The sequence below is a fragment of the Ruegeria sp. B11 genome (assembly GCF_056539785.1).
The window spans coordinates 1-14,959 of record NZ_JBQFVO010000003.1; the positions used below are offsets into that span (position 1 = coordinate 1).

Annotated in this window: 15 protein-coding genes and 1 tRNA gene; 6 read left to right on the plus strand and 10 right to left on the minus strand. The window is 57.2% G+C overall.

Going from position 1 to position 14,959, the window contains the following annotated elements; genetic code table 11:
• Positions 1 to 184: 184 nt before the first annotated feature.
• From ACR0I1_RS11755 to ACR0I1_RS11770, 4 genes are read right to left on the minus strand one after another with little or no spacing between them, the layout of a single operon-like run.
• Positions 185 to 1,219, minus strand: a complete 1,035-nt coding sequence (locus ACR0I1_RS11755) for a TRAP transporter substrate-binding protein (RefSeq protein ID WP_170391784.1) — start codon at positions 1,217 to 1,219, stop codon at positions 185 to 187.
• Between the two features lie 51 nt (positions 1,220 to 1,270).
• The gene (locus ACR0I1_RS11760; RefSeq protein ID WP_170391787.1) at positions 1,271 to 2,590 is read right to left on the minus strand and encodes a TRAP transporter large permease; all 1,320 of its coding nucleotides are present in this window, start codon (positions 2,588 to 2,590) and stop codon (positions 1,271 to 1,273) included.
• Entirely contained in the window at positions 2,587 to 3,171 is a 585-nt protein-coding gene (locus ACR0I1_RS11765) for a TRAP transporter small permease subunit (RefSeq protein WP_480706608.1), read from the minus strand. Before ACR0I1_RS11765 ends, ACR0I1_RS11760 begins: the two co-directional genes overlap by 4 nt.
• Complete coding sequence (locus ACR0I1_RS11770; RefSeq protein WP_170594904.1) at positions 3,168 to 3,959, minus strand: N-formylglutamate amidohydrolase; 792 nt, start codon at positions 3,957 to 3,959, stop codon at positions 3,168 to 3,170. The genes ACR0I1_RS11765 and ACR0I1_RS11770 overlap by 4 nt, the downstream gene beginning before the upstream one ends.
• A gap of 128 nt (positions 3,960 to 4,087) precedes the next feature.
• On the opposite strand from ACR0I1_RS11770, the gene ACR0I1_RS11775 reads away from it, so the two are divergent.
• Positions 4,088 to 4,951 (plus strand): MurR/RpiR family transcriptional regulator, encoded by an 864-nt coding sequence (locus ACR0I1_RS11775; protein ID WP_255611699.1) that lies wholly within the window; start codon positions 4,088 to 4,090, stop codon positions 4,949 to 4,951.
• A gap of 844 nt (positions 4,952 to 5,795) precedes the next feature.
• On the opposite strand, the gene ACR0I1_RS11780 is transcribed toward ACR0I1_RS11775, so the two are convergent.
• Positions 5,796 to 6,470, minus strand: coding sequence for a TIGR04283 family arsenosugar biosynthesis glycosyltransferase (locus ACR0I1_RS11780; RefSeq protein ID WP_480706611.1), 675 nt, complete (start codon positions 6,468 to 6,470; stop codon positions 5,796 to 5,798).
• A 73-nt stretch (positions 6,471 to 6,543) separates the two neighbouring features.
• Between ACR0I1_RS11780 and ygfZ the strand changes: the two genes are divergently transcribed.
• Together ygfZ and ACR0I1_RS11790 are read left to right on the plus strand one after the other, a co-directional pair.
• The gene (gene ygfZ / locus ACR0I1_RS11785; RefSeq protein WP_480706613.1) at positions 6,544 to 7,281 is read left to right on the plus strand and encodes a CAF17-like 4Fe-4S cluster assembly/insertion protein YgfZ; all 738 of its coding nucleotides are present in this window, start codon (positions 6,544 to 6,546) and stop codon (positions 7,279 to 7,281) included.
• A gap of 106 nt (positions 7,282 to 7,387) precedes the next feature.
• Positions 7,388 to 8,323, plus strand: a complete 936-nt coding sequence (locus tag ACR0I1_RS11790; protein ID WP_170420966.1) for an ABC transporter transmembrane domain-containing protein — start codon at positions 7,388 to 7,390, stop codon at positions 8,321 to 8,323.
• A gap of 44 nt (positions 8,324 to 8,367) precedes the next feature.
• Here the strand turns inward: ACR0I1_RS11790 and efp are convergent, their stop codons facing one another.
• Positions 8,368 to 8,931, minus strand: a complete 564-nt coding sequence (gene efp / locus ACR0I1_RS11795) for an elongation factor P (protein WP_170391801.1) — start codon at positions 8,929 to 8,931, stop codon at positions 8,368 to 8,370.
• A gap of 219 nt (positions 8,932 to 9,150) precedes the next feature.
• Here efp and ACR0I1_RS11800 point away from each other — a divergent pair, with 219 nt between their 5' ends.
• The gene (locus ACR0I1_RS11800) at positions 9,151 to 9,471 is read left to right on the plus strand and encodes a DUF6280 family protein (protein ID WP_008757056.1); all 321 of its coding nucleotides are present in this window, start codon (positions 9,151 to 9,153) and stop codon (positions 9,469 to 9,471) included.
• A 73-nt stretch (positions 9,472 to 9,544) separates the two neighbouring features.
• On the opposite strand, the gene ACR0I1_RS11805 is transcribed toward ACR0I1_RS11800, so the two are convergent.
• Entirely contained in the window at positions 9,545 to 10,114 is a 570-nt protein-coding gene (locus ACR0I1_RS11805) for a cobalamin biosynthesis protein CobQ (RefSeq protein WP_480706615.1), read from the minus strand.
• Positions 10,115 to 10,174: 60 nt separating this feature from the next.
• On the opposite strand from ACR0I1_RS11805, the gene ACR0I1_RS11810 reads away from it, so the two are divergent.
• Positions 10,175 to 11,632, plus strand: coding sequence for a cobyric acid synthase (locus ACR0I1_RS11810; RefSeq protein ID WP_170391804.1), 1,458 nt, complete (start codon positions 10,175 to 10,177; stop codon positions 11,630 to 11,632).
• Positions 11,633 to 11,635: 3 nt separating this feature from the next.
• Here the strand turns inward: ACR0I1_RS11810 and ACR0I1_RS11815 are convergent, their stop codons facing one another.
• The 3 genes from ACR0I1_RS11815 to ACR0I1_RS11825 form a co-directional block, all read right to left on the minus strand.
• Complete coding sequence (locus ACR0I1_RS11815) at positions 11,636 to 12,373, minus strand: hypothetical protein (protein ID WP_170563579.1); 738 nt, start codon at positions 12,371 to 12,373, stop codon at positions 11,636 to 11,638.
• Between the two features lie 73 nt (positions 12,374 to 12,446).
• Positions 12,447 to 13,865, minus strand: coding sequence for a TolC family outer membrane protein (locus tag ACR0I1_RS11820; protein WP_170391809.1), 1,419 nt, complete (start codon positions 13,863 to 13,865; stop codon positions 12,447 to 12,449).
• Between the two features lie 95 nt (positions 13,866 to 13,960).
• Positions 13,961 to 14,614, minus strand: coding sequence for a protein-L-isoaspartate O-methyltransferase family protein (locus ACR0I1_RS11825; RefSeq protein WP_480706617.1), 654 nt, complete (start codon positions 14,612 to 14,614; stop codon positions 13,961 to 13,963).
• A 225-nt stretch (positions 14,615 to 14,839) separates the two neighbouring features.
• Between ACR0I1_RS11825 and ACR0I1_RS11830 the strand changes: the two genes are divergently transcribed.
• Positions 14,840 to 14,913: transfer RNA gene (locus ACR0I1_RS11830), tRNA-Cys, on the plus strand.
• The last annotated feature ends 46 nt before the right edge of the window (positions 14,914 to 14,959 follow it).

The window sequence follows — 14,959 nt, forward strand, 5'->3', positions numbered from 1 at the left end:
CCATCAAACGGCCCTGCATGTCAACCAGACAAACCAATACCGTATCAATCTCGCCAGACGAAACCTCAGCCTTCAAATGCTCAAATGTCAGCATGCAATACCTCTGTGATATGCGAGAATTTTCGACGAAAATTCTTTGTCCCTGTAACGACCGGCCCGCGAAAGAACGGGCCGGTCCAGTGTTTTATCCGTAACGATAGGGCCGCCCGGCCTTGAGCATTTCGGCGTTGTAGCGCTTGAAGATATCCACGACCTTTGCCTTGGTCTCGGATTCCGCAGCAATTTCGTCCCAGAACTTAACAGCAGCTTCTTCAACCGTCGCCCACTCTTCATCCGGGATGGTCGTCAATTGCATCTTGGTACCGTTAACCCGCAGGTTGGCCTCGCCGCCCCAATACCACCACTGGCGGTAGTAGTGCGACTGGTCACAGCAGACCTTGAACAGAGTTTGCAGATCTTCCGGTAGCTCGTTCCAGCGATCCATATTGGCAAAGAAGTGGCCGGCCCAGGCCCCCGAAATATTGTTGGTTAGGAAGTAGTTAGTCACATCCGCCCAACCCACGGTGTAGTCTTCGGTGATGCCCGACCAGGCAATACCGTCCAACTCGCCGGTTTGGACGGCGACCTCGATATCCTCCCAAGGCAGGGTCACAGGAACCACGCCGAACTGCGACAGGAACCGGCCCGCTGTCGGGAAGGTAAAGATGCGCTTGCCCTTCATGTCCTCCAGTGAGTTGATCGGGTCCTTGGTGGCAAAATGGCACGGATCCCATGCGCCGGCGCTGATGTGTTTGACGCCGACCTTGGAATATTCCTCATCCCAGATCTCGTTCAGGCCCCACTGGTTGAACAGCACCGGCACGTCCAGCGAATAGCGCGAAGCGAACGGGAAGTAGCCGCCGAAAACAGTGACTTCGGTGGGCGAGGCCATCGAGTCATCATCCGATTGAACCGCGTCGATGGTTCCCTTCTGCATAGCGCGGAACAGCTCTCCGGTCGGGACCAGTTGATCGGCGTAGAATAGCTCGATCTGCATACGGTCACCGGCGATCTGGTTGAACATCTTAATAGCCGGGTCGATCACATGCTCGGCCAGTGCAGGACCGGCATATGTCTGCATCCGCCATGTGATCGTGCTTTGCGCCAGTGCAGGCGTTGCCAAAGGTGCCGCCGCAACCCCTACCCCCGCAGTTTTCAGAAACTTACGTCTTGTCGTCATGTCAATTTCCTCTCCGTTTAAGTTTGGGTGCCCGTGTGTCGGGCCTTCTGGTTAATTTCCGTAAACATACCCGGGCAGCCACAAGGCGATCTCGGGGAATATCATGATTATTGCGAGCGCCAGGATCATCACCCCGACAAAGGGCACGATTGAGCGGTAGATGTCGCGCAGGCTGATTTCTGGCGGAGCCATTGCGCGCATCAGGAACAGGTTGTAGCCGAAAGGCGGCGTCATATACGCGATCTGGGTGGTGATGGTGTAAAGTACACCGTACCAGATCAGATCGAAGCCAAGCGCCCCCACGAGCGGCACATAGAGCGGCGCCACGATGACGAGCATTGCGGTGTCGTCCAGGAACGTGCCCATGATGATAAAGCTGAGCTGCATCAGGATCAGGATCAGCCACGGTGACAGCCCCAACTGCTCGGTGAACAGGTTCTCGATGGCCTTGACCGCGCCCAGCCCGTCAAACACCGCGCCGAAGCCCAGCGCCGCAAGGATGATCCACATGAACATGCACGAGATGGCCAAGGTTTGCTTGGTACAGTCCTCGAAAATCTTCCACGTCATCCGACGTTTGAGGACAGACGCCACAAGCGCCGCCAACGCTCCGATGGCCGAACTTTCTACCAATGAGGTCCAACCATTCACGAACGGCAGCATCATCGCAGCGAAAATCATCAATGGCAGTGCCCCGGCCCAGAGCAGACGGAGTTTCTCGGACCTTGGGACCTCGTGCGCGTCTTCCATCGCTGGTCCCAGATGCGGTTGAAGCCGGCAACGAATCCAGATGTAGAGGATGAACAAAGACGCCATCAGCAGCCCCGGCACAATGCCTGCCAGCCAAAGTTGACCGACGGGTTGCCGCGCGATCATGGCATAAAGCACCAGAACTACCGAGGGCGGCACAAGGATGCCCAAGCTCGACCCGGCCTGAATGACCCCCGTCACCATGGTCTTGTCGTATCCGCGCCGCAGCAGTTCAGGCAGTGCAATCGTCGCCCCGATGGCCATACCTGCCACGCTAAGCCCGTTCATGGCCGAGACCAGCACCATCAGACCGATGGTGCCGATGGCAAGCCCACCGTTCACCGGCCCCATCCAGACGTGGAACATGCGATAGAGGTCATCGGCCAGACGACTTTCGCTCAGGACATAGCCCATGAAGATGAACATCGGCAGGGTCAGCAGCGGGTACCATTTCATCAGCTTCATCGCCGCCGAAAACGGAATGTCCTGCCCGCCTGTCCCCCAGAGCGCCAGTGCCGCAATGGCTGCGACGGCACCAATGGCACCAAAGACGCGCTGCCCGGTGAACAGCATCAGCATCATCGAAGCGAACATGAAGATTGCGATAAATTCCTGGCTCATGCCCGCGCTGCCCCGATCTCTTGCCCGTTGATCCGCGCAATGTCTTTGAAAAATTCTGATATCGCCTGCAGCAGCATCAGGAAGAAGCCGAAGACCATGATCGCCTTGACCGGCCAGATGTATGGCCGCCACGCGGTGGAGGATCGTTCAAGCCGTCCGACCTCTTCGCTGCCGGTCAGAAGGCCTGTGAAATAGGCGACAGGCGCATCACCCCAATAGCCCAGGCTGTACGCCGTGGATCCAAGCCCACCGTAGAACAGCACACCCAGATAAAGGATCAGCAGCAGCACCGTGAAGGCATCGAACCAGGCTTTCCGGCGATGGCTCCAATTATGGTAAAACAGATCCATTCGCACGTTCGAACCCAGTTGGATCGAATACGGCCCCCCCATGATGTAATAAGTCACCATCGCAAACTGCGCCATTTCTAGCGTCCAGAGCGAAGGCAGAAAGAAGGTCTTCGAGATCGAGGACCACAGCAGGATACCCATCATCACGAACAGGCCCCACATCATGACCCGCCCGATCCGGTAGTTCACCGCATCGACCACACGCACATATGCTGACATTGCCTTGATCATTCGCCCACCCCGCTACAGAACGGAGCAATGGTACGATTGATCCACGGGGCCAGACAATCGGCCATGACCCGCTGCTGCTCGGCTGTCTGAATCAGATCATTCCGGATCTCGATCATGACGTTCAACAATCCGTTGGGCGCTGCGTGAAGATCCAAAGTGTGCGCCACCCCGTCTGCCGCCGAATAGGGTTCGTTCAATCGAGTAACCAGGGGCAGCTCGTGCGCGGCGCTGGCCAACATCGCCTTGGCAAAGCGGGCGTCCTGGCCATGCAGCAAACCAAGCTCAACATCGCGCGGCTTTCCGCGGTATATCGGCGTGAAACTATGAACCGTCACCATGAGTTTTAGCGTGCGGTGATGACGGATCAGAACATCCTCTAGCCCTTGGCAAAACGGCACATATACGCCTTCGATCCGCTGCTGACGCGCATTGGCGCTCAGTTCAAGGTTCGCCGGGATCGGTGTGTCTTCACTGCATTCCGGCATAGCATCGGGGGCTTCGGGAGGGCGGTTGCAGTCATAAACCAGCCGCGACACCCCACCATGCACCAGCACGCCGTTCAACTGCTGGGCCAGTGCCTGAGCAACCGGCAGCGCGCCCGGGTCCCACGCGATATGGCTGCGCAGTGCCTCGGCACTTAGCCCCATATCCCCCAGTCCGTCCGGGATACGATGCGAGGCGTGTTCGCACACCACCACAACCGAAGGCTCTTCCGGCGCGTCGTCGATGTGAACGACAGGACCGAAATCAAGCTGAGCAGAGGTGAGAGTGGCGCTACGTGATTCCATTTGGAAAAAATTCCACAGAGGTTCTTAACCTGTCAATAAATTTCCTGTATAAAATTCCCCAAGTCAGATTGCATTGTCAAATTTTCCACATAAACATGGGTAGAAAGGGAAAGGAGTATTCCGTGCGAGTGACAGAAAGGCTCCTTGCGCATCGCGAAATGATGACACCGACCGAGCGGCAGTTGGTCAACGTGCTGCTGGATGATTACCCCATGGCAGGGCTTGGCAGCATAACCGAGCTGGCCAGTATCGCCTCGGTTTCCACCGCCACGGTTGCGCGGATGCTTCAGAAAACCGGCTTTGATGGCTATCCGCAGTTTCAGTCCGCGATACGCAGCGAAGTGAAAGAGATGATCTCGGGGCCCGTCGCCAAACGGGATGTCTGGCAGAATGACTTGCCTGAAGAACACATTCTCAACCGCTACTCCCGCCAAGCGCTTGAGAACCAGCGGCGTTCGATTGATGAGGTCGACCCGGATGAGTTTGACAGTTTCTGCCGTATGCTTTGCGATCCCAAACGGCGTGTTTTCATAACCGGCGGACGCATAACCGGGACCCTGGCGCAATATCTCTACCTCCACCTGCAGATGATCCGTCCTGATGTGAAGCTGCTGTCAGATGCAGCGTCGTGGACTCACGATCTGCTCGAAGTGCGCGAAGGCGATGTGCTGGTGGCCTTGGATGTGCGGCGTTATGAGAACACTACTTTGTTGATCGGGCAGCTTTGCCATGAGCGCGGGGCCGAGGTTGTCCTGCTGACGGATCAATGGCGATCCCCCATCCACCGGCTGGCGAAACACACCTTTGCGGTAAGGATCGCAGTGCCTTCGGCATGGGATTCCATGACTTCGCTAATGGTGCTATTGGAATGCGCCATTGCCGAAATGCAGGAACGTCTCTGGGACAGTGTCAAGCAGCGCACGGACGAGTTAGAGCAGGCCTTTGACCGGACGAAGCTGTTTCGCAAGTTCGGCCAAAGCTCGGGGTCCTGACGTCAGGTAGCGACGTTTCATAAGGTACAACTGCGCGTGAGCCCTGTTGTCAGACGCTGCGCAGACCGTACACTCCGGCGTATGACATTCATCGCTGAAAACCAATTACCTCTGCTGATACTGGCCTTTATGATCGGCCTGTTTGGCACAGGATTTCTTTTCCGCAAACCTGCAGGGCATCGGGCATGGAAACTGGCGGATCTGGTCTGGGTCGTATTGGGTGGGATCGGTGCACTGGTCGCCGTGTTGGCCGGTCTTTACACCTCGGACAGTTCGCGGCTGGACCGGCAGATCGACGTTGCTTATGCCGCCACGCTTGCATTCGACCGTGATGCCGCGCGGTTTCGGCTGAGGTTCTGTGACCCCGCTTACGACCCGGATACAGCTGTTTTGTGCGAAAAGGTAGAGTTTCTGTCCGCCTCAACCGCAAGCAATGCCGATTTACCGTTGTTCATCGCGGTCACGAACGAAGTAGCCCCGCTTCAAGGCCTGCATTTTCTATTCGGCCGCACGTCGAGTGATGACATGGATGAGGCCCGCGAGATGGCAGCGAAAGCGGATGCCTTCAGCATCGATCAATTTCTCGTCTTCACATCTCTGGACGATGATACACAAACCGCTATTGACAACATGCGGCGCAAGGTGCCTGCGATTGCCGGTGATTATCTGATCCTGGCCCAAAGCTATGACGATCTGATCGAACAGGTCGGCAAGCTCAAGGATGAATGGGAATATCTGCAGGCGAATGCGCATATTTTGGTACTGCAGATCATTGCCCTATGTCTGGTAAGCTTTGCTGCACCGTTCCGTCTGGGCAAATCCATCGTTGAGCTACGCACAGCTTTCAACGCCGATACGACTGCGCCAGCAGATGCGGATCAGCCCCCAGAAAGTACCGCGCCAGAGTCCAAAGGTTCCGCGCGCCCCGCCGAAACCAACCCTGACGGATATAGCGTTCCGCACTCGTAACCGCGTCCGCTTTCAACAGCACCGGGCGCGGCAACACGCGGATCAAGGCGACATCTTCCATCAGTGGCTGATCTGGGAATCCTCCGACAGAGTCATAATCCCTGCGGCGTACCAACAGCCCCTGATCGCCGTAGGGCAAACCAAACACTCTGCTACGCAGGTTGGCCCAACCAGCGACCCAGCGGGCACCAATCCCGCTGACGCGAAACCGCAATCGGAAGGCTGCTGGCCTGTGCGAACGCAGATGCTCTGCCACGATGGCGCTCCAGCCTGACTGCAACTCGGTGTCGGCATGCAGGATCAGCAGCCAGTCGCCAGATGCTTTGGCACACCCCCTTTGCAACTGCCCTCCCCTTGACGCCGGGCCTGTTACGATCATGGCTCCGGCTTCATCCGCCATCACAAGTGTTGGATCCTCTGAGCCGCCATCGGTCACGATTAACTCTCGGATCAGGCCTGAATGAAGCCCTTCCATCAAAGCCTGTAGCGTTCCCGGCAGGGAATGCCCCGCGTTAAGGGTTGGAATCACAATGCTGATCGGGGCGGACACGTCTGAAACCCTCTGGTCATGGCGGCGCGATTTCCTATATCACGAAGCCAGACGAATTGACGAGGATCAACCCATGTCCAATCGCCGCATTCTGCGCCTGACCGGCAACGATACTGATAGCTTTCTGCAGGGGCTGATCACAAATGACGTGCAGCGGCTGGACGACGGGCTGGTCTACGCCGCCCTTCTGACCCCGCAGGGCAAGTACCTGGCTGACTTCTTTCTCAAACGAGACGGTGAGTCGGTGCTGCTGGATGTGGCCGATGTGCTGGCCGACGGGCTTGCCAAACGACTGACGATGTACAAGCTGCGTGCAGATGTGACCATCGACCAGACCGACCTGAACGTACAACGCGGCACCGGCCCCGCGCCCGAGGGCGCCCTACCCGACCCACGGCATCCTGATCTGGGATGGCGCGCTTATTCTACCGCTCCGGAAGGTGATGACGGTACGGACTGGGATGCTATCCGCGTCCGTCACTGTATCCCCGAAACCAGCATCGAACTGACGCCAGACAGCTATATTCTTGAGTCCGGGTTCGAGGCGCTGAATGGCTTGGACTTCAAGAAGGGCTGCTATGTCGGACAAGAGGTCACCGCGCGCATGAAGCACAAGACTGAGTTGCGCAAAGGTCTGCGCGTTGTCGAGATCGCGGGCACCGCTCCGGTCGGGGCCGAGATTCACTCCAGTGGTAAACCCGCCGGGGTGTTGTTTACACAGTCTGGCGGAAAGGCGATCGCATACCTTCGGCTGGATCGCGCGGGGGACGACATGCAGGCGGGTGGCGCGACGCTAAAACTGCCAGGTTGATTTTGTTGCTGAACCGGCACGCCCATTTTTTTGAAACCGTTTGCGTATTTGACGCTGCCGGGCCGCGCGGTATCACTGACTGCAATTGGCCTAACGGGATACGTGCATGTTTCGCCTCTATACCGCGATATGGCGTGTCAGCGCCGGACGGCAAATCATCCTTATTCTGCTGTCATTGGCGGTGGCTGCGCTGGCGGCTGCTCCGCTTGAGTTCCAGCGCGACATCGTCAATCACCTGACATCTGATAGCATCGAAGTGGATCGCCTGCTGTTGCTGGGCACCGGGATGATGGGCGTCATCCTGTTGAGCCTCACGTTGAAATGGGTGCTCGGGTATCGCTCTGGAACGCTGGGCGAGGACATCATCCGACTGATCCGGGGACGGTTGCTTGCCCGATCAATCGATCTCAGCGAAGAGGGGCAAGACCTTCGTTCGGGCACGATGACAACGGCCGTATCTGCTGAGGCGGAAGAGCTGGGCAAGTTCGCAGGCGGTGCGTTTTCCGATCCTGTGGTGCAAATCGGCACATTGATCAGCGTGATCGGCTACATCTCTTCAACCCAACCGGGGCTGGGCTTGATCGCACTTTCCATGATCGTTCCGCAGATCATTATCGTTCTGGCCTCTCAGCGAAAAGTGAACATCTTCGTGGCCGAGCGTGTTCGAATCCTGCGCAGCGCGACCGACCGCTTGACGCACGAGGATATCGAGGCGGCATCGCGAGCGATTGAGAAACAGTTCGACGAGATATTCGAGACCCGCCGCAAGATGTTCATCTGGAAACTCTCGGCCAAGTTCCTGCTGAGTGTCATCAATGGCGCAGGGACTGTTGGGATTCTGATGCTGGGCGGCTGGCTGGTGTTGCAGGGTAAAACCGATGTCGGCACCGTCGTGGCCGCGATAAGCGGTCTCGGACGCATTCAAGGCCCGACCGCTTTCTTGATCGCGTTCTACCGTCAGGTCAGCGCCAATCGCATCAAGTACGAACTGATGCTGGAGCTGTTTGGCGATCATCCCGAGCGCTATCGCATTCGAACCTAAAAAAGGGCCGCAGAGCGACCCTTTTGCACCGAACTATCGTCCGCTTACGCGCGTTCGGAATATTCCATGGTCTCGGTATTCACTACGATCATCTCATCCTGCCCGATAAAAGGCGGCACCATGACCTTGACGCCATTGTCCAGAACCGCTGGCTTAAACGAGTTCGCCGCAGTCTGACCCTTCACAACCGGCTCGGTCTCGACGATCTTGCAGGTCACTTTTTGGGGCAGCGTGGCGTTCAGCGCCTCGCTTTCGTAAAACTCCACAACGATAGTCATGCCGTCCTGCAGAAACGGGCGGCGCTCACCCAGCAGTTCCGAAGGCAGTTCGATCTGCTCGTAGGTCTCGGAATCCATGAACACCAGCATGCCATCGGATTCGTACAGGAACTGCTGATCCTTCTGCTCAAGGCGCACGCGTTCGACTTTGTCGGCCGAACGGAAGCGTTCGTTCAGCTTTGAGCCATTGCGCAGGTTGCGCAGCTCGACCTGGGCAAAAGCTCCGCCTTTGCCGGGCTTTACGTGATCCACTTTGACCGCCGCCCACAGTCCGTCATTATGCTCAAGCACATTGCCGGGGCGAATTTCGTTCCCATTTATCTTGGGCATGACTTAAATCCTTCACAAACGGTTGATGCGTCAGTTCTCGTCCCTATATCTGGCGTGACCACACCTGACAAGACAACGAAACCTAGTGCTGCACCTGCAGCGAGCCATGCAAATGACGCAACGCAACTATGCATTTTAGGTGTATCCGAATCGCATGTAATAGGTCATAAGGACCGTCACGCCGAAAATTGCAAGAGCAAGAAAAACAGGAAAGACGAGATGAGAGATTTCGTTGACGGCACTGCCTTTAACAACGAACAAGGCAATCGTGCACGCAAACTTTTCGCAGCCGTTGTACTGGCTGCTCTGGATGATGCCATCGCCGACGATAAGAAGTATGGCAACGGACCGGAACAAATTGCCCGTTGGGCACGTTCGCGCGATGGGCGCGAAGTACTATCGTGCGCCGGCATCGACCCCAATGAGCGGGTTGTAGGCGGGCTGATGGAATTTGTTGGACGCGGCGTACGGACGTCTGTCGCCCTGTCCCGCGAAGAAAGCGAACGCCGGAATGCGGCTCAGCAGGCCGAAGCTGCCTGATTGTTCCCCGCATCCGATTGAAAAAACGCGCCCTGACATCGGGGCGCGTTTTTCTTTGGGCTGATTGGTCAGATCAAAAATACATGATCCATTGCCACGCCACCCAAAGCTCGGCCGCCAGTAACAGCGCAAAGAACAGTTTTGCTGAAACCGACAGGCCGCGCTGCCAAAGCACCACATAGGCGGCAATGCAAATCGTCACTGAGATCGGCGCGATCCAAGCTGCATGATGTGCGCTGTCCCAATAGCTGATCGGACTGTGAAAGACCCATGAACTGATCGGCCAGAACTGTGGTCGGCCATCGCCTGCGTGCAATAAGAAATCCATCACCAAATGAAGTATCCCTGCGGATGCGCCAATGGTCAGCAGGTGCCAGCCGCGCCACAGCCCGAGTGCAAGTGCCACTCCCCACAAAATGAACGAGTTATCGATGGCGAATACGGTTTGCCACGCGGGTGAAAAGTAAAGCTGATCAAACACCACCTGTGCCGGGATGTTCAGGATGTGCAGCGAAACGCCGGCCATCAGGTATAGCGACAAATCCGGCAACAAGGACCCAAACAGAGCTGCCCATAGCGTCGCGCCCCGGGCCGGGCGCGCAAAACCAGCAGCACCGATCAAAAGATGCGCAGGCGTATTCATATGGGGCTTTTCCTTTGGCCTTAAATCAGGTCATCTGCGCCCGAGCATAGGAGACAGGCCATGGCGCGGTCCATCATGATTCAAGGCACCGGCAGCAATGTCGGCAAATCGGTTTTGGTGGCCGGGTTGGCCCGCGCCTATACGCGACGCGGGTTGCGCGTGGCTCCGTTCAAGCCGCAGAACATGTCGAACAACGCCGCTGTTACGGAAAACGGCGGCGAAATCGGGCGCGCGCAAGCCCTGCAGGCGCGGGCGGCCAAACGACCGACGCATACGGATATGAACCCAATCCTGCTCAAACCCGAAACTGATACCGGCGCGCAGATCATTCTTCAGGGCCAGCGCGCAGGTACAATGAAGGCGGGCGATTATCGCAAGGACAAGTCTAAGCTGCTGGGGGCGGCTCTGGAAAGCTTTGAAAGGCTTTGCAGCGACGCTGATCTGGTGTTGATCGAAGGCGCGGGTAGTCCGGCAGAAACTAACCTGCGCAAGGGTGACATCGCCAATATGGGATTTGCTTGTGCCGCACAGGTTCCGGTGGTTCTGGTGGGCGACATTCATCGGGGTGGCGTGATCGCTCAGATCGTGGGGACGCAAGCCGTCTTGGAGGCCGGGGACCTTGCGATGATCCGGGGCTTTGCGATTAACCGCTTCAAGGGCGATGTCTCCCTGTTCGATGAAGGGCGCGACGATATCGCATCCCGGACCGGCTGGCCCTGTATGGGCGTGGTGCCCTGGTTCCATGACGCATGGAAGCTGCCGGCAGAAGATATGATGGACATCCGCTCTCATGCCGGAGGGGCATGCAAGATCGCTGTGCCTCAGCTTGAGCGGATGGCCAATTTCGACGATCTCGACCCGCTTTCCGCCGAACCGGGCGTTACGGTCGAGATCATCCCAGCAGGCCGCCCCCTGCCCGGAGATGCCGATCTGGTGCTGTTGCCGGGCAGCAAGTCTACAATCGGCGATCTGGCCTATTTCCGGGCGCAGGGTTGGGATATCGACCTTTATGCCCATGTCCGCCGCGGGGGTCATGTTCTGGGCCTGTGCGGGGGTTATCAGATGCTGGGCAAAACCATCTCGGACCCCGATGGCGTCGATGGACGCCCCGGTCAGGTCGAAGGGTTGGGATTGCTGGATGTCAGCACCACAATGGCCGGAGAAAAGCAGGTTATCCTGCGCTCAGCAACCGCCCTGCCCGGTCATGAACCCGTCAGCGGATATGAGATCCACATGGGCCGTACTGATGGCCCGGATTGCGCTCGGGCCTGGCTGCAGATCGAAGGTCGCCCGGAAGGTGCCGCCAGCGCCAATGGGCGCATACGCGGCAGCTATCTGCATGGGATTTTCACCTCGGACACGTTTCGCGCCAGCTATCTGGCAGAGCTGGGCGTGACATCGGAAACAGCTTACGAAGACGGCGTCGAACAAGTGCTGGACGACCTTGCTGACCATCTGGAACAGCATATGGATCTGGATCTGCTTCTCGCGATGGCGCAGACGCCACGCACCATTTAGACCTCAGTCAACATCCGCTGCGGCGATCGCCCGCGTGATCTCACGCCGAACCATCTTGCGCAGGTTTTTCGTGATCCGTTCGCCCAGCGCGCCCTGCAGCTCTTCCCGGACGATCTGGGCGACGAGTTCGCGCAATTCCTCTTCTCCGATTGTCGCATCGGTCGGCTTCTGTGCCATATCTTCCACCACCTCCGGGTCGCGAATAAATGTGGCTTCGGATTTTGGTTCAGCCGCCTGAGACTGAGCAAAAGCTCTGTCTGCCGGCCATTCAACAGCCTGCGTCTTGGTGCCAGAGTAGTCGTCATCGCTCTCGCCATCGGGCTCCCACTGATCCTCGGTGCGCGCGATAGCAGCTTCCAAAGCTTCAATCTTGGCGCTGAGGCTTCCCGCTAGGTCGCGCTTTGGTGCGTCTGCCTTGGCGTCGACATCACCAGCGCGCACAATATCGCTGGGTTGCAGCCGCATCGGTTCGGCAGGGTTGCTTGGCGCATTTGCGGCCTGCTTTGGGGTACTGTCACCCGCGCTATGCTGGGGCATCAGTTTCAAGGGCGCGGCCTTCTTGGCGATCAGCGGTTCATTGCTGACGCGCAGCGCATCCGTTAAAACCAACCGGCCCGGCTTGGCAGCCGGGGCCGTCGGAACAAATATGAATTCTGATTCGTCATGCGCGTCCTCGTCGACCATTCGCTTAACCGACGAAAGAACGTCCTGAATATTGGCGCTTACAACACGATCTGACATTATTTTCTACCGCTCTAACCTAGGCCCGATTGTAGCCAATCTGAGCCAGCGCCACAACAGGTAGCGATGCCCTTTAGTCGCGGCGCAATGCCTTGAGCACTCGATCCAGATCGCGGCTTTGCTTACTGACCTGCGACGGCGCCTTTTTCACGAGGTTGTAATACAGGGTCGGATCATAGATCTGCACTGCAAGACCCAAACGCTCTGCCGTCAACAGCCCCTGGGCTTGCAGCAGTTCATATGCAGCCCGCGACCGCTCGGTCCGGGATGCTACCTCGGCCAATTGCGCGTCCAGCAAATCCTGCTGGGCATTCAGGACGTCCAAGGTCGTCCGTGCACCCAACGTTGCTTCTTCACGAATACCGTCAAACGCCACCTGCGAAGCACGAACCCGTTCTGTTGACGCCCGCAGGCTTGCAGTTGCCGCCTGAAACGCAGCATAGCGATCGGCAACACCTTGTGTGATGTCTTTCTGAACGTTCAGAAGGTTGGCACGCGACGCATCACGAGTTGCCATCGCACGACGCACCGCTGCCGCCAGACCGCCACCGGAATAGATCGGCTGATTGAAGTTCAGTGAGATCGTCGCATCGTTGATGTAATCGTCATTGTCGTAGCTCTCGGTAATGCCCGCATCCGCATTCAGGCTGACATTCGGACCCAGATTTGCACGCTGCTGCTGCACGATCAGGTCCAGCGCACGCACCTGATGCTGTGCGGAAAGAATCGCAGGGTGGTTCCGCTGAGCCAAATTCACCGCATCCGCCTCTGAACGCGGCAGGTTGGGCAGCCTTGGCTGACCAGCCGTCCGCCCAGGTGTCTTGCCAACGGCGTTTACGTATTCAGCCTGAGCAATGCTCAGGTTACCACGTGCGACCGCCAAATCAGCCTGAGAGCTGGCCAATTGTGCCTCGGACAGGGCAACGTCGGTACGTGTAACCTCACCTACTTCAAAGCGATCCTGTGATGCGCGCAGTTCTTCCGCCGACACTTCCACGTTGTTCTGGCGGATCGCAACCGTTTCTTCCTGCAGCAGAACACCTAGATAGGCGTTCGCGGCTCTGATCAGGATTTGTTGTTCAATATCAATAAGAGACTGACGGGTGGATAGCACAGTTTCCTGCGCCGATTGCTTGCCAAGGATGGAAGCGCCACCGTCATAGATCAACTGGCTCAGCGTGAGACCGGAAAAAAAGCTCGAAGGCTCGCGCGTCGTGATCAAGCTGCTCGTATTGGTGCGCGTGTAATCCCGGCTCACCCGCACGGTCCAGTTGATGATCGGACGCAGCGCTGAGAGCGCAATGGCGACATCTTCATCCGCTGCGCGTAACAAGGCACGGTTCTGCTCAAGCAGGCCGCTGGTGTTATACGCGCCGATGAATGCATCGGTCAGATTATCTGCCCAAACCGACCTTCCGGGCATCACACTTAATGCAACACCAGCAGCCAAAGTCAGGCCTTTGACCAGCTTTCCTGTCGTCGTCCCGCGCATAACTAAGTCCTCTCAAATCGAAATTACGCAACCACCAGCGCAGTTTGCGCCGGTGTTTTCAAGTAATCAAGGCATCAAAATACTTCTATTGCCAACTATAGCGAAAATGCACACTCAGCGCAAAATGCGGGCAAAATCGGTGCGCTAGCATTGAATGCAAATCGCCACGAGACACGGCCTGAGGACTTGAGACCCATACGAACCGTGCCAAGATCACCCTCCATGAACAGGCAAATGATCCGGCCCCCATCCTTGAGTTGATCCAGCAAAGTGTCTGAAAGCTGCTCGACCCCACCCTGAATCATGATCACATCGTAGGGTCCATGCTCAACCGCGCCTTGTTCAAGCGGTCCTTCATGAACAATAGCGTTGTCTACGTCAGCTTCCATCAGAAGCGTCTGAGCTTCAGCTGCCAATGCCGGGTCGGATTCCACGGCCACAACCAACTCTGCCATTCGCGCGGCAATTGCGGTTGAGTAACCCAGCCCCGGAGCGATATCCAGCACCACTTCAACATTGGAAATGTTGACTGCGTCCAACATCTTAGCCAGCGTCCTGGGCTCAAGCAGACAACGTCCATCACCCAACTCGACCAGATCACCAACATAGGCTGCCTCACGTTGCGCATCCGGCACGAAATTTTCGCGCGCAACGCTCAGCATCGCATCAATGATAGGGAACTTGGTCACATCCGAGGGCCTGACCTGAGTATCAACCATCGTAAGGCGCCGGGCTGCGAAATCTGTCATGTGATCGCTCATTCCTTATCAGACTGTTATCTGGCTTTTGCCACATCCGCCTGCCTGCAGCAACGGGCCAGATTGCATTTCCGGGCGCGGCAAAAACGTACCATTGGGGTATTGTCAAATTTCCAAACAAGACAGAAATAATCGCCCTCAAGGCTATGGACGTTCATCCTGAAAGCTGATAGAACGCCCCTCACACCACGGCAAGTTATTGATATTGCTTAAAAAGGCGAGTTGGCGGAGTGGTGACGCAGCGGATTGCAAATCCGTGTACACCGGTTCGATTCCGGTACTCGCCTCCAATTCACTCTAGATCCTTGACTTAGGGCGATTACGTTGTCCGCCTTG